The organism is Notoacmeibacter marinus (genome assembly GCF_002238045.1).
Lineage (GTDB): Bacteria > Pseudomonadota > Alphaproteobacteria > Rhizobiales > Rhizobiaceae > Notoacmeibacter > Notoacmeibacter marinus.
The window spans coordinates 453082-475087 of sequence record NZ_NBYO01000003.1 but is presented as its reverse complement, the minus strand read 5'-3'; the positions used below and the strand labels follow the sequence as shown (position 1 = coordinate 475087).

The window sequence follows — 22006 nt, the reverse complement described above, 5'->3', positions numbered from 1 at the left end:
GTGAGACGGCTGTATGAAACGCCTGCTGGACATTCTGGTATCATCGATCGCGCTTGCGATGCTTGGTCCGCCGATGGCCGTTCTGGCGCTCATGGTGGCGTTTCGTTTGGGCCGGCCGGTTCTGTTCCGACAGGAAAGACCGGGCATGAATGGGCGGATCTTCGAAATGGTGAAGTTCAGGACCATGACCGATGAACGCGATGTCGACGGTCGGCTTCTTCCGGACGCCCAACGGCTGACGCCCTTCGGCCGCTGGCTGCGGTCCACCTCGCTCGATGAATTGCCGGAACTCTGGAACGTGCTGAAGGGCGATATGAGTCTGGTCGGACCGCGACCTCTTCTGGTGCAGTATCTGCCGCTCTATTCGGAACGGCAGAGCAAGCGCCACGCGGTTCGGCCGGGGCTGACGGGCTGGGCGCAGATCAACGGACGCAACGCCTTATCCTGGCCGGAAAAGTTTGAAATGGATGTGTGGTATGTCGAAAACCGCACATGCTGGCTGGATCTGAAAATCCTGTTTCGGACCGTTCTGACGGTCATGGGCCGTTCGGGTGTTTCCGCGGCGGGCGAGGCAACCATGCCGCCGTTCCGTGGCGAACGATGAAGACGCTTGTTTTACTCGGGGCAGGCGGTCATGGGCGGGTTGTTGCCGACGCGGCCGTCATGGCCGGATGGCGCGATGTCGTCTTTCTCGACGATGGCTTTGGGAGCCGTGATACCAATGGCGTTTGGCCCATTGTCGGTCCCTTGGTCAAATGGCGTGAAATGGCCGCTCAGTGCGATCTCTTTGTCAGCGTCGGAGACAACGGAACACGGCTGCGGCTCTTCAAGGAACTGGCGTCTGCCGGGGTGTCTCTACCCAGGATTGTCCATCCTTCTGCCGTTATCTCGGCGCATTCTTCAATCGAAGCGGGAACGGTGATTATGGCGGGGGCCATCTTGCAAGCATTTGCTGCGATTGGCGCTGCCGGCATCGTGAACACGGGCGCGACGGTCGACCATGATTGCCGGCTCGATAATGCCGTCCACCTATCGCCGGGAGCGCACCTTGCCGGCACGGTATCAGTGGGCGAACGAAGCTGGATAGGTATGGGGGCCAATGTGCGGCAGGGCATAAATATCGGGGCGGACGTGATGGTCGCAGCGGGTGCGACAGTCGTGAACGATGTTGCGGACCGAACCACCGTTATGGGTGTGCCAGCGGCACCGTCCAAGCGAATCGGATCTAACTCGTGACGGGGTCTGCAATGGCCCCCTGGCCGAACTTTACCGAAGAGGAGGCGGAGGCGGTCAGCCGCGTTCTGCTGTCCAACAAGGTCAATTACTGGACCGGAGAGGAATGCCGCCGGTTCGAGGACGAATTTGCCGCATTCGCCGCCACCGATCACGCTATCGCAGTCGCGAACGGAACGGTCGCTTTGGAACTTGCGCTTCATGGCCTTCGCATCGGCACGGCCAATGGCGGCGATGCCGACGATGAGGTGATCGTTACGCCCCGCAGTTTCATCGCATCGGCCTCATGCGTGATCCAGGCTGGCGCGAAACCGGTCTTCGCCGATGTCGGCGCTGTGAGCGGTAATCTGGAGCCGGATACGATCGCGGCGGCGATGACCCCAAGGACGCGCGCCGTCATCTGCGTTCACCTTGCCGGACTGCCCTGCGATATGGACGCCATTCGACAGATGGTTGGCGATGAAGTCTTCCTGATTGAGGACTGCGCGCAGGCGCATGGTGCGCTCTACAAGGGACGCCCGGTTGGCGGCCTCGGCGATGTCGCGGCCTGGTCCTTCTGCCAGGACAAGATCATGACCACCGGTGGTGAAGGCGGCATGGTCACGTGCGATGACGAGGCTTTATGGCGTCGCATGTGGGCGTTCAAGGACCATGGCAAGAGTTATGAGGCGGTTTATGAACGCGACCATCCGCCCGGATTTCGTTGGCTGCACGAATCCATCGGCATGAATGGCCGGATGATCGAGATGCAAGCGGCGATAGGCCGTATTCAGCTTCGGCGGATGGAGCAGTGGAATGCCGATCGCAGCAAAAATGCCGACCGCCTTTACGATGCGCTGTCGCCTTATAGCGGTCCGGACGGGTTTCTACAGCTTCCACCCCCGTTTCTGTCCGATGAGGCGGTGGCTATGCAGAATTACTCATTCCGTCACGCATGGTACCGATTTACCGCTTTTGTCGTACCGGAACGACTGCCCGGAGATCGAGCCGATCGGGACGGGATTCTCCGCCATTTGCAGGAGCAAGGCGTCGCCTGCATGCAGGGAAGCTGCTCCGAAATCTATCTCGAAAAGGCGTTCGATGGATATGGCTGCCGCCCGGCGGAACGGCTGCCGACAGCGAAACGGATGGGTGAAACAAGCCTGACCTTTCTTGTCCATCCGGGTCTGACAGTTCCTTCCTTTGATTTGAGCCCGGAGCGGCTGCATAATGCATCGGTATGCTGACAGACTGACACGACGCCAGAAGGCCGTGCTTCTGCTGGCCGTGGATATCTTGCTGGTGCCGTTTTGCTGGATTGCCGCCATGATGCTGCGGCTCAACGACTTCACACCCCGATTCTGGGTGCTGAACAGCATAAACGCGATCTTGCTGGCAACGGGACTTTCCATTCTGCTTGGGGTCGCACTACGGCTCCACAGGGTCCAGCTTTCAACCTTCGGCAGCAATGCGGTGCTGCGGACGGCCATATGGGCCGTCGGCATTGGCGTGACCGTCTTCTTTGCGAACGTGTTGTTCTGGCTCGGCGCACCGCGCACCGTGCCGCTTATCTTCACCCTTCTGCTTTTCGTCGGCGCCCTGGCGACAAGGCTTATTCTGCGCGCGGTTTTGGACCGGAGCCGTCATGGCGGATCCGACCGCAAACCGGTTGCAATTTACGGCGCGGGGGCGGGCGGCGTTCAGCTGGCGTCTGCGCTTCGCCGGTCGACCGAGTACCGTCCGGTTCTCTTCGTGGACGACAAGCCCGGTCTGCGTAACGCGACAATCATGGGCCTGCGGGTCTTCGGCCCGGATTCGCTGGGCTCGCTGGCGGCGTCCGGGCGCTTCGAATCGGTTTTTCTTGCGATTCCCTCTCTTTCGACGCCCGCACGGCGACGTCTGCTTCACACGATCAGCGAGTTCGATGTCGACGTTCTGGAACTGCCATCCTATGTGGATCTGATCCGGGCAGGCGGCGTGATGACAGCCATACGCCCGGTGGAGACCGACGATCTGCTCAACAGACCTCATGTCGATTTGACCTCCGAGACCATTTCTGAAGCCTATCGTGACGCGACCATCATGGTGACGGGCGCCGGCGGCTCCATCGGTTCGGAACTGTGCCGGCGCATCATGCAGGTCTCGCCGAGCCGTCTGGTCCTTTTCGAGGTTGCTGAATTCGCGCTCTATACCATCACCAAAGAGTTGCAGCCGATTGCCGATGAACGCGGCATTGAACTGGTGAGCTGTCTCGGCTCGGTCCAGGATGTCGACCGCCTGCGACAAGTGATCGGCCGACATAGCGTCTCGAATGTCTTTCATGCCGCTGCCTACAAGCATGTGCCGATGGTGGAGGACAATGTGCTGGAGGGCGCCAAGAACAATATTCTCGGCACGGCCTGCGCGGCGCGGGCGGCAGGTGAGCTTGGCATCGAGCGCTTCGTGCTGGTTTCCACCGACAAGGCGGTCCGGCCCACCAATGTCATGGGGGCAACGAAGAGAATGGCCGAGATCGCCGTCCAGATGTATCACGACCGGTTTCCGGCGACGACCTACGCCACGGTTCGCTTCGGCAATGTCATCGGCTCTTCCGGCTCGGTCATTCCGCTGTTCCGGGAGCAGATCGAGGCCGGCGGTCCGGTGACTGTGACCGATCCGAACGTGACGCGCTATTTCATGTCCATCCCCGAAGCCGCCCGCCTTGTGATGCTGGCGGGCGCGTTTGCAGAAGGCGCCGAAGTGTTTCTGCTCGATATGGGCGAGCCGGTGCGTATCGTCGACCTGGCCCGCCGCATGATCGAGCTGTCCGGAATGACTGTCAGGGATGAAGACACCCCGGACGGTGACATTGCGATCCAGATCACGGGACTGCGACCGGGTGAAAAGCTCTACGAGGAACTGTTGATTGGCAACGACAGCCTGCCAACGCCCCATTCCAAGATCCTGCGCGCGCAGGAAGGAGCGCCGACGCCGCCGGACGATCTGCTTGAAAGGTTGGCCGGCATGATCGACGCCTGCGATGAGGCAGCGGTGATTCGACTGCTGGGCGAGTATGTCGATGGATATCGGCCATCTCGCCCGCCCACATCAGAGACGACGCAGCCTCAGATTGCATAGCGACGATTTTGTGAGGGGGTATGTGAAAAGCAAAAGGTTCGAAATCACGACGACCTTACTAACAGGCCGATCGTAATACTGATCCAACTGGCACCACATTCTTGTAGTGATAATGTCTGTATTTCGTGTTATCGCAGCATCACGGTGGGAAACGGGGCTTGCGGCAGGATGGCGTTGCTCTACCGATAGCGCCAAAACCATTTAGGTCAGGACGCTGGCGTCCGATCGCATGTCGTCGCAGTGATACGAACAGGATCGCAGGCAAAAGGCCTGACGGCTTGTCTGGAGAGTGGGAATGCTTCAGAAATACACGGGCGGTTCGGAGGGTTCACTCGCTCATCTGCAGACGGATGCCGGCTATGGCTTTTCGACGGGCATGTTCGATGCAGAGGACGAGAAGAACATCGATCTTCTTGCCTTGTTTGGCTACGCGATTCGGTGGCGTTGGCTGATCGGCATATTTCTGCTGGTGGGTCTGCTGCTGGGCTTGGCCTATTCGGTTATCGCTCCGAAAATGTATCAGGCGACTGCGCGCCTTGAGCTTACCACTCCGACCGCCAAGGTTCTGCAGGATATCGAAATGGTGTCCAGCTCCAGCGACCTGCGCGCCATTCTTACCGCTATTGAACGGATCAAGAGCCGTAGCATAGCTCAGCGCGTCGTCACGCAACTGAACCTGGCCCAGAACGATCGCTTTTTGAAACTGGACAGCGGGCTTGGCATCTCCAATGTGTTTCAGCGTGCTTTTGGCGTCGGAGGAACCGACTTATCCTCATTATCTGCCGACGAACGCGAGGCGCTAGCGGTCGAAAAGTTCAGTGAGAGCATCGAACCGAGTTCGAAGCGCGACACCAGCATCATCGACATCAATGTTCGTTTTCCCGATTCGCAGATTGCGGCGACGATAGCCAACGCGACGGCGAGAGCCTTTATCGATCAGGGGATCGATATCGGTTCTGAAACCTCCGATCTGGCGCGGAACTTCATTACCGAGCAGGTTGGTGACGTGAAGTCCAAGCTGGAAAATTCGGAAAAGGCTCTTCTAGGCTATGCCAAGGAGCAGAATATTACCGTTACGGGTGACGATGACTCGCTCGTCGCGAAGAGTATCGGGACGCTCAACGAATCGCTGTCCGAAGCAATTCAGGAGCGCCTGAAATACAGCCAGAAGGTTGAACAGATCGATGCCGGAAAGGGCGGTTCTTTGCCGGAGGTCATCGAAAGTGATGCGCTGAACAACCTCCGCGAGAAGATCGCCAATCTCAAGGGTGAATATCGGGAGAAACTTGCGACCTTCAAGCCGGCGTTTCCGGTCATGCAGAATCTGGCCGCTCAAATCGGCGAAATGGAACGCCAGCTCGACGCGGCTATCGACGGTGTCGGACAGTCGGTTCGCGCGCAGTACCAGGCTGCTCTGACGCGCGAAGCCGATCTGAAGGCGAAGCTCAACGAACTGGAAGATGAACAGCGTGAGTTTCAGGATAAAAAGGTTCAGTACACGATCCTCAAACGTGAGGTCGATTCTTACAGATCGCAATACGAAAGCCTGATCGGCAAACTCAATGAGGTCGGCATCGGCTCCAATCTGCAGAGCCGCAAGGCAGAAATTATCGAAGCCGCTGTTGCCCCGATCGTACCTTACGCGCCGCGCCGTTCCTTGAGTATTCTGGTGACTATGTTGCTGGCTCTGGTTGCAGCGGCAGGAACGATCTTTTTGATTGAACTCATGAACAACAAGTTCATGACACCCGACCAAGTTGAAACCGAATTGAACATTCCGATTCTTGGCGTGATCCCGTACTTCAAGTCAGACAATCAGGCCATTGGTGATCTGGAATCGCCTACATCGGCTGTATCGGAAGCGTTCCGGTCCTTGCGCACGGCGCTGTCGTTCTCAGGATCGAACGGCACGCCGCGGACTTTGGCGATTACGTCGACAGAACCGTCGGAAGGAAAATCGACCGTTGCGCAGAAGCTGGCGCGCGATTTCGCCGCGCTCGGCGTGCGGACCTTGCTGGTCGACTGCGATATGCGCCGGCCCAATCAGCATCGTTTGTTCGGAACGGACAACACTATTGGTCTATCCAATCTTTTGACTGGTACGCTCGACGCCAAGAGTGCGGCAAAGGTGTTTCGCGAGACGAAGTATCAAGGCCTGCGGCTAATGACAGCAGGTACGATTCCTCCCAATCCGGTCGACCTTCTGGTCTCTTCGCGCATGGCCAAGCTGGTCGCCGCTTTGAACGATCGTTTCGATCTGATTATTTTCGATTGTCCACCGGTGATCGGATTGTCGGACGCACCCGTCATCTCGCGGCTGGCCGAAGGTACGATCATGGTCGTATCGCAAAATCAGGTTGCTCGAAAATCGGCCGTTCATGCCGCTGAACGAATTCGACGTGTCAATGGACAACTGGCAGGCGCGATCTTCAACAAGTTCGATGCCGGCGTTACCGACGGTTACTCCGGATACCGCTATATGTCCTACGATTACTACCATTACGGCGGAACGGACGGCGCTGAACAATTGGCCATGTCGAGTGATTCATCGACGGCTGGGCAGTCGAAATCCTCCCAAACGGATGACGCACATGGTTCGATATTTGATCGGTTTCGCCGGGCTGGTAATGCTTTGCGGGATCGTCTGGAACGCACTGAGTGACGCACTGGCCAACTCGGCTCCCGTTCAGGCGGTTCTTATCGACCCATGGAATGAAAAGGCCGCCCTGGCCATTCTGAAAAGTAAGATCGCAAAAATTGCGGATGACCAGACTGCGCGCCGGACTGTCCTCGATACGTCCATGGCTGCGGCGGTAGGCAATCCAATCGAAAGCCGATTCCCGTCAGCTGCTGCAGTGGCCTATCTCTACGACAATCGGCCGGAACGCGGCGTAGAGTTGGCGTCGTCCGCTTTGAAACTCGATTCAACGGATCATTTCGCTGCGAATATTGTCGCGCGCCACCACGTTGTCAGCGGAGATGTCGACGGTGCGATAGATGTGCTGTCGCGCGCGCTTCGTCGCAATCCTTCGAACGCAGTTACTATGGTGGAACTACTGAGGGTAGTGGTCGAGACAAAGAAGGGAAGGACCGCTTTCGCTCGCATTCTCCAGGAAGAGGCCGGTTGGGCGCTTCCGGCCATACGTGCGTTGGCCGACCAGGACAATGGCTATGAAATCGTTTACGATATCTTGAGCGCACGGGAGATTGAAGCTGACGAGCGCTACGGTCAAATTGATCGCGCTATCGCCTATCAGTTCATCAAACAGGGAAGATTTGCCCTAGGCTTTAGACACTTCCTTCAGCAAGTGCCGGAGAGCCGACCGGTAAGCTATGTCTTCAATGCGGATTTTGCATACGAGCCCCTGCTGTCTCCTTGGGATTGGCGGCTAAAAAGCACAAGCGGAGCCACCGTACAGCGGCTGGCGGGCGAGGAAACACGTGTACAGATAACATTTCGCGATAGGCCGGTTAACGCGGTTGGCCTCTCTCAATATGTTGCTATTCCGCCGGGCGCCTTGGATTTCTCGACAGAAATACGATCCAGCGCCTTTGCCGCTCGCAAGCCCCTCGAATTACGTCTAAGCTGCCTGGAACCCAAACGTTCGCAACTCGCTTCGATCGAGGTCCCTTCAGGAAGTTATAGCTGGCAGCGCCTGCAGGTATCCGTCGACAATTCAACTGCTGCATGTCGATATGGGTTTATCAATTTGGTTGGAACTGGTGTGAGAGGCAGCTTTCGCGACCGCTATACTGGTGTCGTGGAGTTGAGAACGGTCGAACTGACACGGTTGCAGAATTGACGCTTCCCGGGAAACGAAAGCTTCTCTTGGGTATAGCCATGCTCGCCGCACTCCTGCTGGGAGGCGGAACAGATAGCCATCTTCTGATCGACTCTCTGCTTCAGGCGTTCATCGTCGCAGTTAGCCTCGCGGTCCTGGTCAAGCCCTCACGCGACTTCACCCGTTCCCCGGCTTTATGGTTGGGAGTGGCCGCCACTTTGCTTTGTTTGACCCAACTCATACCGCTTCCAGCCGGGCTTGTTGAGTTTGGACGGGCAGATGCGATCGTAGAAGGTGCGCAATTCGGCTTGGCCAATCGTGATTGGCTACCGATTTCGCTTGCTCCGGGCCGGACATTCGACAGCTTTCTTTGGGTCGGGACGCTGACCATTTTTACGGCTGCTCTTGCAAGCCTTGACGGTGACGAGTTGCGTGCCCTTGTTCCGTTCGTATTGGCTGGCGTCTTTCTTAATATGACGCTGGCCTTGATGACATTCGCCGTGGTGACGAATTCCAGTATCGATCTTTTTGGGTATGAAGCGAAAGCTGCCGGCTTTTCGAACCGGAATCACTTTGGAACATTGATCTTCTCCACGATGGTTCTGGCGATTTTCTTTTTGCTCCGGCGCGGCCTGTTACTCTTCGCGATAATTTACTGCTTTTTGGCCTTGACGGCTCTGTTTGCGACGGCGTCGCAAGCAGCGGCTTTTGCTGGTATGGCTGTCGCCGTCCTTGGTGCCGCCATGATTTTTTTCCGGCAGCGCTCGCTGCGCTTGGGTCTCGGCATCACTGCGGCATTGGCCGGTTTGGCTTATTTTGGCATAACGCAACGTTACAGGTCCGAGAGTATCGGCCTGGATCCCATTCGCGATGAAGCGTTTCAGACCACCCTCGCTGCCGCTCTTGCCAATTTGCCCTTTGGGACAGGCTTCGGCAGCTTTCTCAATGTCTATAAAGTCTACGAGCCGACTATCTATCCGGCGCAGGTCAACCATGCCCACAACGAGTATCTGGAACTCCTTCTTGAGGGCGGATTGTTTACCGGTCTTTTGATAGCCGTGTTCCTGATCTATTTTGTACGCCTATTTATGAAAAGCCATCGGGACAATCTGCCTGCCCTGATCGGTTTCATGATGATTCTGCTGCACTCTCTGGTGGATTATCCTCTTCGCACATTCGCTATTTCCGTTCTGGCCACGTTCCTGTTCACCCTGGCGGAACAACGTCACTTTGCGCCGGCGATCTCTGCGACCGCAAAGCACCGCCACAAACGGCGCCATACCTCGACTGGGGAACATAAGGTGTATCAACGGGAGATGGGGTTTTCTCGGAGATCAAACGCAAATTGAATATGTCGGTCGGTAAGGGAATTTTCACCATTTTGCGTCACATTCCGAACAAAGGTCCGATGGCAGTGTGATCAGCGGGCAACGCTGGTAGAGTATTCGACGTAAATAAATTAGCCGTTCCGTAAAGTGCCTTGCCAGATCGCTGGAGATATGCGTTTGGTAGGACTACATTCCGGCCCAACAGGGGAACTGCTCATGAAGTATCTTTTTCTAGGCGTTGCACTCGCCGCTATGCCCGTCAGCGCCATGGCCGAGGACTGCTCTTGCGTGGCGTCGGGCGGCGTTACGGTTTCGTCCGTTCAGGGCGATGTTCACATGACGGGCCAGGACGGCTTGGTCAGCGTCCGTCCCGGCGCGATCTTGGCCGCAGGTTCGCGTCTTTCGACCGGCGACAAGGGTGCAGCCCAGCTATCGGGCGCCAACTGCGAACTTTCGGTCCCTTCGAACACTGACGTCAGCGCAATGCCGGCGAACTCAGGTGGCATATGCCTCGCTTCGACATCCGTTCTCGATGTTCCGCAGGTAGGCCGGGATGCGGCCTACGGTCAGACGCTTCGTTCCGCCGGGCCAATCTTGGCCATTGGCGGCGGTATCATCGTAGCGGGTATCGCTGCAGCGGCATCTTCCGCTCTGGACGACGATGACGACGCCAGCGATTGATTGAATTTCAATCTTGGTTTTGTTTGAAAATCGGGGTGGCGGGTTCTTCCTGTCGCCCCTTTTTAATGTTCGATGCGGTTCATGATCGATCTTCACAGTCACCTGCTTCCTGGCTTGGACGATGGTTCCCCGGACCTTCAGACTTCGCTGGCCATGGCGAAGATGGCGGTCGAGGACGGTACGCGGCTGATGGCCTGCACGCCGCATAGGACGCCGGGCCTGTACGATACCACGGCAGATCAGATCCGCAGCTCCGTTTCCGCCTTTCGGACGGAGCTGGACAAGGCCGGTATTCCTCTCACCATCTGTGGCGGGTCCGACATCCATATCTGTCCAGAACTGCCGGAGCTTTTGGCAGCGGAACCAGAATATCGGCTGGCCAAATCCGACTATTTTCTATTCGAACCGCCGCACCAGTTCCTGCCGCCGCGGCTGATCGAACTGGTAGAGAAGGTGAGAGCGGCAGGCTTCCGGCCGATCCTGACCCATCCGGAGCGTCTGCGTTGGGTACGCCGACACTACGACGTTTTCGAAGGGCTGATCCGGGCCGGCTGTCTGGTACAGGTAACGGCAGGCTCCCTGGAAGGTCGGTTCGGCAGCGAAGCCAAGGAACTTGCCTGGCGTATGCTCGACGAAGGCCGGATCGACATCATCGCCTCGGACGCCCACAATTTGACGTCACGCCCACCGCGCCTGTCGGCTGCTGCCGCCCTGATCGCAGATGCCGCCGGCGAGGCCGAACAATGGCGGATGACGGTCGAGCGGCCGGCATCCATTCTAAGAAATGAGGCGCTCGAGCCTGTTGGCATGAGTAGTGTCGAACAGGTAAAGATGCAGCAGACGCCAACACGTTCTCGTGCGCCGCAGCGCCTCTGGGAACGACTCCTACGCTGAGGATAGTGTTAGTGATTCAGAAAACCATCTTGCGCTTCATCATTCCCGTCTGGATCGTTTTCGCTCTGTCGGCGTGTACGAGTATGGCCGTGCCGGAAGCCAATTCTCTTACAAGCGCTGACGCGACCGTTGGCGAGCAAAGCGGTGGTGTGCGCGTGGTGGCCGAGCTGCCGGCCCCTCCCTCTTCGGCAAGTGGGGAACAGCCTCTTGCTCCAAACGATATTCTCGAAGTCGATGTCTTCCAGGTGGATGAACTGGACCGCACGGTGCAGGTTAGCGCGAATGGCGCAATTTCCCTACCTCTGATCGGCAAGGTGCAGGCTGCTGGAAAAAGCGCCAGCGAACTGGAGCAGTTGATCGCGGCCTCTTACAGTCGGTCCTATCTGCAGAACCCGCAGGTCAGCGTTTTCGTCAAGGAATCCTCCGCCCAGAAGGTGACTGTGGACGGCGAGGTGCGCAAACCCGGCGTATTTGATGGCACACTGCAATCGTCGCTGACAGGCCTTATTGCCCAGGCGGGCGGCTTGACCGATATTGCAGACTCCGATCGGGTCTATGTGTTTCGCGATATCGGTCGCGAGCGGGTCGTTGCAAACTACTCGCTGAAGGACATTCGCAAAGGCGAGCGCCGGGACCCGCGTCTCTACGGCGGCGATGTCGTCGTGGTCTTCGCATCCGGTGGCCGGGTTGCAATGCGCAACCTGAAAGAAGCGCTGGGAGTCGCCACAAGTGGCGTGACCGGAATTGCTCGGGGCGTACCGCTGGTTCAGTAAGGCCATTTCGTAAACGTCGCGTCGACCTTCACTGGCATTGGCATTGGCGTTGGAGACGAACGCGCGGGCCGCTTCAGATAGGAATGAAACGAATGATCGCGACTGTTCAGCAGAACGATGCCACGCGGCAGCCGGACGAAACGGCAAGAGGATCGGCAGAACTGATCGAGATGGCACGGTCCACGGTCGGGATCGAAATCGACGGACTGCGCGAGTTGCAGCAATCCTTCGGCGAGGATTTCGCGCGGGTTGTCTCGCACATCCATCGATGCACGGGTCGCGTCATCATCGTGGGTATTGGCAAATCGGGTCATATTGGAAGCAAGATCGCCGCAACCTTTGCCTCAACCGGCACGCCATCCTTTTTCGTCCATGCGGCGGAGGCGGCTCACGGCGATCTCGGCATGATTGGCTCGAACGATATTGTCCTTTGCATTTCGAACTCCGGCGAAAGCGTCGAGTTCAAGCCGGTGCTGCAATATTGCCGGCGCTTCTCGATCTTTCTGATCGTAATGACGTCCGCACCCAAATCGTCACTCGGGCAATATGCCGATCTGCTGCTTCTGCTACCGCGTTCGAAAGAGGCCTGTCCCATGGGGCTGGCCCCCATGACGTCGACGACGCTGATGCTGGCGATGGGCGATGCTGTTGCGGCAGCGCTCATCCGCGCTCGCGGTTTTCAGCGGGACGATTTCGCCAAATTCCATCCCGCCGGCAAGCTGGGCGCGCAATTGCTGCGACTGCGTGAAATCGTCGAGCTTCAGCCCGAGCGCGTGGCGCTTTCCTGGGTTGCGTTCGATGCGCCGATGACCGAGGTGATCACGACGATAACCGATGGCCGGCGCGGCATTGCCGGCGTGGCGGACCGCGATGGCGGCATGATCGGGATCGTGACCGATGGCGATCTGCGTCGGGCGCTGACCGGGCGCGAATGCTTCGACAGGACGGCGGAAGAGATCATGTCGCGCGATCCGGTGACGATCGGCGCGGACCGCCTGGCGATCGACGCTCTGAACCTCTGTCAGGACCGAAAGATCGGCGCGGTCCTCATTCGCGATGAAGAGGGTGCGATCGTCGGCGCCGCGCATCTGAAGGAATTGCTGGAAATGGGGCTGGTCTGAGCCTCACCGTCGCGGCGTACGGGCCACCGGATCGCTCCTGCTGGAACGCCCTTTCTCCTAACGCCGTTGCCAGGCATGTGAATTCCACATGGCACGTTGCATTGGAACGTCTGTTGCCTGCATCATTCCGATCCAATAGGTAAAACGCCCATCTGCCATTCGACCTGAACATCGTGAGGACCCATGAAACTAGGCTCACCGAAAGAGAGCGCGCCCGGCGAACGGCGCGTTGCGCTGACGCCGGCATCGGCCAAGGACCTGGCCAAGCTCGGTCACGAAGCGATGGTGGAAAAGGGGGCAGGGGCGCTAGCCGGGTTCTCCGACGAGGATTATCGCGCGGCAGGGGTGGAAGTGGTCGACAGTGCCGACGATCTGTTCCGGCAGGCCGACATCATCGCGAAGGTGCAGCCGCCGTCGGATGAGGAAATCGCGCGTCTTTCGGACGACAAGACGCTGGTGTCCTTCTTCTACCCGGCCGCCAATCCCGAGCGCTTGGAAGCGGTAAAGGCGACCGGTGCCTCAATTATCGCAATGGATATGGTGCCGCGCATTTCCCGCGCGCAGAAGATGGACGCCCTGTCTTCCATGGCGAACATCGCGGGCTACCGCGCCGTTATTGAGGCCGCCAACAATTTCGGCCGGTTCTTCACCGGCCAGGTCACGGCTGCGGGCAAGGTGCCGCCGGCGCGCGTGCTGGTCATCGGCGCGGGCGTGGCGGGCCTGGCGGCCATCGGCGCGTCCACGTCGCTGGGTGCGATCACCTATGCGTTCGACGTGCGGCCCGAAGTGGCCGAACAGATCGAGAGCATGGGCGCCGAATTCGTGTATCTCGACTTCTCCGAGGAGCAGACCGACGGCGCGGAAACGGGCGGTTATGCCAAACCGTCCTCGCCGGAGTTCCAGAAGGCGCAGCTGGAGAAGTTCCGCGAATTGGCGCCGGATATCGACATCGTCATCTCGACGGCTCTTATTCCCGGTCGCGACGCGCCCGTTCTCTGGACGGCCGATATGGTCGAAGCCATGAAGCCGGGCTCCGTCATCGTCGATCTGGCTGCCGAGCGCGGCGGCAATTGCGAACTCACCGTCAAGGACGAAAAGATCGTCACCGACAATGGCGTGACCATTATCGGCTACACCGATTTTCCCTCGCGCATGGCAACCCAGTCATCGTCGCTCTACGCCAACAATATCCGCCATCTGATGACGGATCTGACGCCGGACAAGGATGGCGTCGTCAACCACAATATGGATGATGACGTCATTCGCGGTGCAACTGTTGCGCACAAAGGCGAAATCACGTTCCCCCCACCGCCGCCAAAGGTGAAGGCCATTGCCGCGCAGAAGCCCAAGGAAAAGCCGCGCGAACTGACCGCCGAGGAGAAGAAGACGGCCGAACTGGCGGCGTTCAAGGCGCAGACCAGGCAACAAGTGACGCTTCTGGCAATCGGCGCGGCGCTGGTTCTGGCGGTGGGCCTGATTGCGCCGGCCAGCTTCATGCAGCATTTCATTGTTTTCGTACTGTCGGTCTTCATCGGCTTCCAGGTGATCTGGAATGTCAGCCACAGTCTGCACACCCCGCTGATGGCTGTCACGAACGCCATTTCATCGATCATCATTCTTGGTGCGCTTATTCAGATCGGCTCGTTTTCGATACCCATCAAGGTTCTGGCTGCAGCGAGTATTTTCATGGCCTCCGTCAATATCTTCGGCGGCTTCCTCGTGACCCGGCGTATGCTCGCCATGTTCCAGAAATCCTAGAGGGGCCACGGATATGGAATTCGGATTTACCATTGCAGCCTACGCGATTGCGGCTGTTCTCTTCATCCTTTCGCTTGGCGGCCTCAGCGGGCAGGAAAGCGCCAAGCGCGCCGTCTGGTACGGCATTGTCGGCATGGCCATCGCCGTTATCGCCACCATGGCCGGGCCGGGGCAGGGCTTCTTTGTCGTCTCGCTCGTTCTGATCGCATTGGGCGCTGGCGTCGGCTATGTGCTCGCCACCCGGGTCCAGATGACCCAGATGCCGGAGCTTGTCGCGATCATGCATTCGCTGGTGGGCCTGGCGGCGGTCTTTGTCGGATTCAACGCCGATATCATGATCAATCATGTCGCCGGGATCTACGCGGGCGCTGGCCAGATCTTCGGCGCGGTCGACGCCGATGGTTACACCGCCATCGGCCTGCCGAAGGTGATCCACGAGGGGCTTTCCTCCTTCGGCCAGCTCATCGCAAAGAAGTCCTCGGTCGAGATCGGTATCCTGCGCGTCGAACTGGTCCTTGGTATCTGGATCGGCGCGGTGACCTTCACCGGGTCGGTCGTCGCCTATGGAAAGCTGGCCGGCAAGGTGAACTCCGCGGCCAAACAGCTTCCGGGCGGGCATATGCTGAACGCCGCCGCCGCTGCCGGCTCGCTGCTGCTGACCGTGATGTATTTGAGCGGCATGGGGTCGTGGACGCTGGTTCTTCTGACGATTCTGGCGCTCTTTATCGGTTACCATCTCATCATGGGTATTGGCGGTGCCGACATGCCTGTCGTGGTGTCCATGTTGAATTCCTATTCGGGCTGGGCAGCGTCGGCTATCGGCTTTTCGCTCGGCAACGATCTGCTGATCGTCACCGGTGCGCTGGTCGGCTCGTCCGGCGCGATCCTTTCCTACATCATGTGCAAGGCCATGAACCGCTCCTTCATTTCCGTGATTCTGGGCGGTTTCGGCGGCGCTTCCGGCCCGGCAATGGAGATGGATGGCGAGCAGGTGGCGATCGATGCCGATGGCGTGGCCAATGCCTTGCAGGAGGCCGACAGCATCGTCATCGTGCCAGGTTACGGCATGGCGGTGGCGCAGGCCCAGCAGGCGGTCTCCGAATTGACCCGCAAGCTGCGCAGCATGGGCAAGGACGTGCGATTCGCGATCCATCCCGTGGCCGGTCGTCTGCCGGGCCATATGAACGTATTGCTGGCCGAAGCGAAGGTGCCTTACGACATCGTGCTCGAAATGGACGAGATCAACGACGATTTCCCGTCGACCGACGTGGTGATCGTCATCGGCTCCAACGATATCGTCAATCCGGCGGCGCAGGACGATCCCAATTCGCCCATAGCCGGCATGCCGGTTCTGGAAGTGTGGAAGGCCAAGCAGGTTTTCGTGTCCAAGCGCGGGCAGGGCACCGGCTATTCGGGCATCGAGAACCCGCTCTTTTACAAGGACAACACCCGCATGTTCTATGGCGACGCGAAGGCCTCCGTCACCGATCTTCTGGCTCTGATCGACTGACCGAAGAGATCGGCTTTCGAGAAACAAAAAGGCGCGCCCGAAAGGGCGCGTTTTTTTTCATCACAGGCCACCTCGCTATCGCGAGTCCCGTATCGACCGAACATGTCGAGCGAATTTTGATGAGCAAATGGCGGAGAGGAAGGGATTCGAACCCTCGAGACGGTCTCCCGTCTACTCCCTTAGCAGGGGAGCGCCTTCGACCACTCGGCCACCTCTCCACGCGCCGCATCTAGGCCAAATGACTGCCGTTTCGCAATAGAAAAAGGGCAAAGATTGCGAGATCGTTCCACGGCGTTTGCGCTTGCCGTTCAGACAGCCAGTTCATCCCGCCGTGGCGGGTTCGCGCCGGCCCGGGTGACGGTTATCGCCGCAGCCTCAATGCCAAGGCGAAGACATTCGGCGATCTCTTCGTCGCTCAGTGCTTCGATGACTTCGCGCGACAGATTGCCCGTCTCGTGCAGGGCGCACAGGACGCCCGCATTGAACGTATCGCCGGCGCCGACCGTATCGACCACCTCGACGCGCTGGGCGGGCAGGGCAGTCCGCGCGCTTTGTGTGATGGCGAATGCGCCTTCCGCACCGCGCGTTACGATAATCATAGCCGGCCCGTTTTGCAGCAGGCGACGCGCAATATCGTGGGGGTCGCCAGATCCCATCAGCCATGCGAGGTCCTCGTCCGAAACTTTCAGAATCGTGCTGGCTGCGATCATTCGCTCGATCCGTGCGCGATAGGCCGGTTCGTCGCCGATGAAATTGGCGCGGATATTCGGATCGAGCATCACCGGTACCCGGTTGGCGGCGCTCAGCATGAAGGCTTCGTAAGTTCGCGCCGCAGGCTCGTTGATCAGCGAAATCCCGCCGAAGAAAAGCGCTTCGAGCGGCATGCTTTCGAGATCGGGCGAGGCGCTGTTATCCAGCATGCGCCCGGCGGTGTTCTCATCGTAGAAATTGTATCGCGCCTGGCCATCCTTCAGCGTGACGAAGGCAAGCGTGGTAGGCTGGTCAGTTCGCGCCGCCATGGAATAATCGACGCCGCTTTCTTCAAGCGATCGGCACAATTGCTCGCCGAACAGATCGATCGACAGGCCGGAGAAGAAGCCGGTCGGTGCGCCGAGACGGCCAAGGGCAATGGCGGTGTTGAACACGGCGCCGCCCGAGACGGGCAGAAATGCCGTTTCGCCATCGGCGGTCTGGCGGGGCAGCATGTCGATCAGGGCCTCGCCGCAACAAAGGATCATTCTGTTTCACCGCCACGATGGCAGCGCCTCTCTCTAGCTATTGAAAACGTCATGGCCCGTTTGGCGGGCCGCGGTTAAAAAATCTGCCTTTCAGGTCAATGGCATGCTGGCCTGGCCAGACCATATCTGCGAGGCCGCGAGCGTTCTCGGCGACAGCAGAAACCGGTCGAAGAGCGGCAGGCTGGCAGCGCCAAGCGCCCGCGCATTGGCGCCAACCGCGCCCTCACGTACGACCGGCAGATCGATGCCGCGATCGTTCATGCCGCAAAGCGTATCTCTGGCGCGTTGAACCAGGCGCTTGCGGACGGCCTCCGGCAGGCTGCCATCGATGATAGCCGCCTCGAAATCGATCACGGCGCAGGCGGACAGGATCGCCTGCGCCAACGCGTCGCCCGCCTCGCCGATCCATTTGTCCAGCAGTTCGTCCGGTATTGTCCAACAGGCGGCGGCGTCGCGAACGCCGGAGAGTGGAAGGTCGGCGAAGATCATCTTGCGCTCCAGCGAAGAGATGGAAGCGATATCGATGAGCTGGGCCAGCGGATGGCCGGCCCGGTCGCGGCGCGTGACCGGCATGGACCCCAGCGCGCCGGCATTGCCCCGGCGGCCGGTATAAAGGCTGCCATTCAGAACGACGCCGCCACCGATCAGCGAGCCGACAAAGAAGTAGAGAAAATCATCTTCCGGCGGATTGGCGAAGGCCAGTTCGGCGCCGCAGGCCGCCGACGCATCGTTCTGAATATGCACGGGCCAAGAAAAGCTGGCCCGCAGCCGCGCGCCCACATCCGCATCACGCCAGGAGGCGATGGTCTCGGCCGGCGCTCCAATCTGTTCGGCCCACTCCCAGAGCTGGAACGGCGTGGCCACGCCCATGCCGGCAACACGTTCGCGGGCGGCCGGGTCCAGCGATTCCAGCAGACGCCGTGTGCCATCCTTGGCGAAGACGATCGTCTCGTCCGGTGTCGGGCAGAAGTGCGGTTGGGACAATTGGCAGATGGCGCGGCCCATGAAATCGATCAGAACGAGTTCGCTGACCCGGCGACCGATCTTCAACCCGATGAAAAAGGCGCAGTCGGGCGCGATGGTCATGGGAACGGATGGTTGGCCCACACGCCCCCGTCGCGGAACGCCGCGTCGCAGAAGCCCTTCCATCTCCAGCCGGCCCATGATGACGCCGGCCGCCTGTGCGGACAGGCCGGTCATTTTGGCGATTTGCGATTTGGCCAGCGGACCGTGATTGCGCAGCAGCGTCAGAACGAGCCGTTCATTATGCGCCCGAAGAACGGATTGATTGGAGCCGCGCCCGAATCGCCCGACCTCCTCCTGCGAGACATCATTCGATGTGCTCATGACAACCTCCCTGCTATCGGCCGGCTCCGGCTTCAAGCGTGCCAATCATGAATGAGGCAGGGGGCTGTCGTCAATTATTAAATCACTGTGATTTATTATTGACACCGGGTCGCGATCTCGCAATGCTGAAACTCGAAGCGGACCGGGGGAGGCCGGTCTGCGTAGTCGGGGCAGGGCTTTGGTCGTCCTGCCCGAGTCTGACCAATGGGAGGAAATGACATGACTTCGATTTGCTTTCGCGCGATGCTTATGGCTGGCGCAGCCGTTTCGGGACTGGCTCTCGCAGCGCCGGCAAGCGCACAGGACGGCACGACGGCCTGCCTGATCACCAAGACCGACACCAATCCCTTCTTCGTAAAGATGAAAGAGGGTGCCCAGCAGAAGGCTGAGGAACTCGGCATTCAGCTGCAAAGCTATGCGGGCCGTATCGACGGCGACAATCAAAGCCAGGTGCAGGCGATCGAGAGCTGCATTGCAGCCGGGGCGAAAGGCATACTGATCACGCCCTCGGACACGAAGGCCATTGTCGATTCCGTGCAGAAGGCGCGCGATGCGGGTCTTCTGGTGATCGCGCTCGACACCCCGCTCGATCCGATCGATGCCGCCGACGCGACATTCGCAACCGACAATTTCGTTGCCGGTGAACTGATCGGCCAATGGGCCAACGCGAAACTTGGCGAGGAGGCCGAGAATGCCAAAATCGCGATGCTCGATCTTGCCGAGTCGCAACCCACAGTCGACGTGCTTCGCGATCAGGGCTTCCTGACCGGCTTCGGGATCGACACGAAGGATGAGAACGTGATCGGCGACGAGGACGATCCTCGCATTGTCTGCAACGATGTGACCGATGGCAATGAGGAAGGTGGCCGAAGGGCCATGGAGAATTGCCTGCAGAAGGATCCGGGCATCAACGTTGTCTACACCATCAACGAACCGGCAGCGGCCGGCGCTTATGAAGCGCTGAAATCCGTCGGCAAGGAAGGCGATGTTCTGATTGTCTCGGTCGATGGCGGCTGTCCGGGCGTCAAGAATGTCGAAGATGGCGTGATCGGCGCGACGAGCCAGCAATATCCTCTGCTGATGGCGTCAAAGGGGATTGAGGCCATCGCGGCTTACGCCAAGGACGGCACGAAACCCGAAACCACCGAAGGCAAGAACTTCACAGATACCGGCGTGAATCTGGTGACAGGCGAAGCGGTCGACGGGGTGGAATCCATCGACGTCGGCGAAGGCACCGACCGCTGCTGGGGCTGACGGCTCGAAGCGATAGCGGAAAACGGGTGATCGGCGGGCCACGGACCTGCCGATCGTCCGGATATGTACCAGCGATGCGCCAGCGCGTATGTTCGCAGGCGGATTGGAGACCGGGAGGGGCGATATGAGCACGGGCGACACCTCGAAATCGGACGATTACGAGTCCGTTCTGGCCGGTTCGAGCCGGAACGTGGCGAGCTTCGAACGCAAGCGCAGCACGCTGGAGAATATCCAGCATATGCTGCATTCCAATCCTTCGCTGGTGCCGCTGATCGTTCTGACGGCCTCGGTACTGATCTTCGGCCTCTATCTGGGCAGCCGCTTCATGTCGGCTTTCGCTCTGACGCTGATTCTTCAGCAGGTGGCGATTGTCGGCATTGTCGGCGCGGCACAGAGTCTGGTCATTCTGATTGCGGGCATCGAACTGTCCGTCGGCGCCATCATGGTGCTGTCTTCCGTCGTCATGGGCCAGATGGCCATGAATGTCGGACTGCCGGCTCCGCTCGCCATTGCGGTCGGCTTTGGGGTTGGCGCGTTATGCGGCGCGATCAACGGCTTTCTGGTTGCCTGGGTCAAACTGCCACCCTTTATCGTGACGCTCGGCACCTGGCAGATTTTCCTGGCGACGAACTTTCTCTACTCGGCCAACGAAACCATCCGCAGCCAGGAGATTGCGCAGGAAGCCCCTCTATTGCAGTTCTTTGGCGAAAGCATTCGCTTTGGCGGCGCGGTCTTCACTTTCGGCGTCATCGCCATGGTTCTGCTGGTCGTGGGTCTGGCCTATGCGTTGAACAACACGGCCTGGGGCCGCCACGTCTATGCAGTGGGCGACGATGCGGAGGCGGCCGAATTATCGGGCGTGCAGGTCAAGCGCACCGTTCTGTCGGTTTATATTTTGGCCGGCGTGATCTGCGCCTTCGCCGGCTGGGTGCTGATCGGCCGGCTCGGCTCGGTCTCTCCGACATCCGGCCAGTTCACAAATATTGAGAGCATCACCGCAGTGGTGATCGGCGGCATTTCCCTGTTCGGCGGGCGCGGCTCCATCATGGGCATGCTGTTCGGCGCGCTGATCGTCGGCGTCTTCAATCTGGGGCTTCGGATCATCGGGACCGACCCGCAATGGACCTACATGCTGATCGGATTTCTCATTATCGGCGCGGTCGCCGTGGACCAGTGGATCAGAAAGGTCTCGGCATGAGCGACGATATCATTCTTTCCGCCCGGAACCTGGTAAAGCGCTATGGCCGTGTCATCGCCATGGACAATGCCGACTTCGAATTGCGAAGAGGCGAAGTCCTGGCCGTGATCGGAGACAATGGCGCCGGCAAATCAACCCTCATCAAGGCACTGTCCGGCGCCGTCGTCCCGGATGAGGGCGAGATCGTTCTGGAAGGCAAGCCCGTTCAGTTCGCGTCGCCGCAGGATGCGCGCGATCATGGCATCGAGACGGTTTATCAGAATCTGGCGCTGTCTCCGGCCCTCTCCATTGCGGACAATATGTTCATGGGCCGCGAAATCCGGAAGAGCGGATTGATGGGCACGCTGTTTCGCGCGCTCGACAAGAAGAAGATGGAGGATATTGCGCGCCAGAAGCTGAGCGATCTCGGATTGATGACCATTCAGAGCATCAATCAGGCGGTCGAAACCCTTTCTGGCGGCCAGCGCCAGGGAGTCGCGGTGGCTCGCGCGGCGGCCTTCGGCTCCAAGGTCATCATTCTGGACGAACCGACGGCGGCACTTGGCGTGAAGGAAAGCCGCAAGGTCCTTGAATTGATTCAGGATGTGCGCGCTCGGGGCATACCGATTGTCCTCATCAGCCACAACATGCCGCATGTCTTCGAGGTTGCCGACCGGATTCATATCCACCGGCTCGGCAGCCGGCTCTGCGTCGTCGATCCGAAGCAGCATTCGATGAGCGATGCGGTCGCCTACATGACCGGTGCAAAAGTGCCGGAAGAGGCGGCGGCGGAAGCCTGACCGCGCCGCCAGCC

At 59.3% G+C, this 22006-nt stretch carries 18 protein-coding genes and 1 tRNA gene; 16 read left to right on the top strand and 3 right to left on the bottom strand.

All coding sequences use genetic code 11. The features are described 5' to 3' along the window. The first annotated feature begins 13 nt into the window (after positions 1–13). The 13 genes from B7H23_RS14630 to B7H23_RS14575 all read left to right on the top strand — a co-directional run bounded on the left by B7H23_RS14630 (position 14) and on the right by B7H23_RS14575 (position 16176). On the top strand, positions 14–604 hold the full coding sequence (locus B7H23_RS14630) for a sugar transferase (protein ID WP_094078168.1): 591 nt from the start codon (positions 14–16) through the stop codon (positions 602–604). Then, positions 601–1236, top strand: coding sequence for an acetyltransferase (locus B7H23_RS14625; RefSeq protein ID WP_094078167.1), 636 nt, complete (start codon positions 601–603; stop codon positions 1234–1236). The genes B7H23_RS14630 and B7H23_RS14625 overlap by 4 nt, the downstream gene beginning before the upstream one ends. Next, positions 1233–2459: a DegT/DnrJ/EryC1/StrS family aminotransferase gene (locus B7H23_RS14620; protein ID WP_240535130.1), complete on the top strand. Its 1227-nt coding sequence runs from the start codon at positions 1233–1235 to the stop codon at positions 2457–2459. The genes B7H23_RS14625 and B7H23_RS14620 overlap by 4 nt, the downstream gene beginning before the upstream one ends. Then, positions 2443–4329, top strand: coding sequence for a polysaccharide biosynthesis protein (locus B7H23_RS14615; RefSeq protein ID WP_094078165.1), 1887 nt, complete (start codon positions 2443–2445; stop codon positions 4327–4329). Before B7H23_RS14620 ends, B7H23_RS14615 begins: the two co-directional genes overlap by 17 nt. 295 nt (positions 4330–4624) lie before the next feature. Beyond that, positions 4625–6991, top strand: a complete 2367-nt coding sequence (locus B7H23_RS14610) for a GumC family protein (protein WP_094078164.1) — start codon at positions 4625–4627, stop codon at positions 6989–6991. After that, on the top strand, positions 6921–8132 hold the full coding sequence (locus B7H23_RS15970; protein ID WP_143534783.1) for a tetratricopeptide repeat protein: 1212 nt from the start codon (positions 6921–6923) through the stop codon (positions 8130–8132). Before B7H23_RS14610 ends, B7H23_RS15970 begins: the two co-directional genes overlap by 71 nt. A gap of 38 nt (positions 8133–8170) precedes the next feature. Further along, positions 8171–9460, top strand: coding sequence for an O-antigen ligase family protein (locus tag B7H23_RS14605; protein WP_158215846.1), 1290 nt, complete (start codon positions 8171–8173; stop codon positions 9458–9460). A 195-nt stretch (positions 9461–9655) separates the two neighbouring features. Beyond that, positions 9656–10120, top strand: a complete 465-nt coding sequence (locus B7H23_RS14600; RefSeq protein WP_094078162.1) for a FecR family protein — start codon at positions 9656–9658, stop codon at positions 10118–10120. 81 nt (positions 10121–10201) lie between these two features. After that, entirely contained in the window at positions 10202–11014 is an 813-nt protein-coding gene (locus B7H23_RS14595; protein WP_143534782.1) for a tyrosine-protein phosphatase, read from the top strand. Positions 11015–11025: 11 nt separating this feature from the next. Then, positions 11026–11787, top strand: a complete 762-nt coding sequence (locus B7H23_RS14590; RefSeq protein ID WP_094078160.1) for a polysaccharide biosynthesis/export family protein — start codon at positions 11026–11028, stop codon at positions 11785–11787. A 92-nt stretch (positions 11788–11879) separates the two neighbouring features. Further along, entirely contained in the window at positions 11880–12908 is a 1029-nt protein-coding gene (locus B7H23_RS14585; RefSeq protein ID WP_094078426.1) for a KpsF/GutQ family sugar-phosphate isomerase, read from the top strand. 183 nt (positions 12909–13091) lie between these two features. Continuing rightward, positions 13092–14666, top strand: coding sequence for a Re/Si-specific NAD(P)(+) transhydrogenase subunit alpha (locus B7H23_RS14580; protein WP_094078159.1), 1575 nt, complete (start codon positions 13092–13094; stop codon positions 14664–14666). Between the two features lie 13 nt (positions 14667–14679). After that, the gene (locus B7H23_RS14575; protein WP_094078158.1) at positions 14680–16176 is read left to right on the top strand and encodes an NAD(P)(+) transhydrogenase (Re/Si-specific) subunit beta; all 1497 of its coding nucleotides are present in this window, start codon (positions 14680–14682) and stop codon (positions 16174–16176) included. Positions 16177–16304: 128 nt separating this feature from the next. Here B7H23_RS14575 and B7H23_RS14570 read toward each other — a convergent pair. The 3 genes from B7H23_RS14570 to B7H23_RS14560 all read right to left on the bottom strand — a co-directional run bounded on the left by B7H23_RS14570 (position 16305) and on the right by B7H23_RS14560 (position 18761). Continuing rightward, positions 16305–16394 (bottom strand) — tRNA-Ser (locus B7H23_RS14570). Positions 16395–16484: 90 nt separating this feature from the next. Then, a complete protein-coding gene (locus tag B7H23_RS14565; RefSeq protein WP_094078157.1) occupies positions 16485–17414 on the bottom strand; it encodes a carbohydrate kinase family protein in 930 nt (309 codons plus the stop codon). Positions 17415–17504: 90 nt separating this feature from the next. Continuing rightward, positions 17505–18761 carry an ROK family transcriptional regulator gene (locus B7H23_RS14560; RefSeq protein WP_094078156.1) on the bottom strand — a complete coding sequence of 419 codons (1257 nt, stop codon included), beginning with the start codon at positions 18759–18761 and terminating at the stop codon, positions 17505–17507. Between the two features lie 243 nt (positions 18762–19004). Between B7H23_RS14560 and B7H23_RS14555 the strand changes: the two genes are divergently transcribed. From B7H23_RS14555 to B7H23_RS14545, 3 genes are all read left to right on the top strand, one after another. Then, on the top strand, positions 19005–20015 hold the full coding sequence (locus B7H23_RS14555) for a sugar ABC transporter substrate-binding protein (RefSeq protein ID WP_420814492.1): 1011 nt from the start codon (positions 19005–19007) through the stop codon (positions 20013–20015). Positions 20016–20139: 124 nt separating this feature from the next. Beyond that, complete coding sequence (locus B7H23_RS14550; protein ID WP_094078154.1) at positions 20140–21213, top strand: ABC transporter permease; 1074 nt, start codon at positions 20140–20142, stop codon at positions 21211–21213. After that, positions 21210–21992, top strand: a complete 783-nt coding sequence (locus B7H23_RS14545; protein ID WP_094078153.1) for an ATP-binding cassette domain-containing protein — start codon at positions 21210–21212, stop codon at positions 21990–21992. The genes B7H23_RS14550 and B7H23_RS14545 overlap by 4 nt, the downstream gene beginning before the upstream one ends. The last annotated feature ends 14 nt before the right edge of the window (positions 21993–22006 follow it).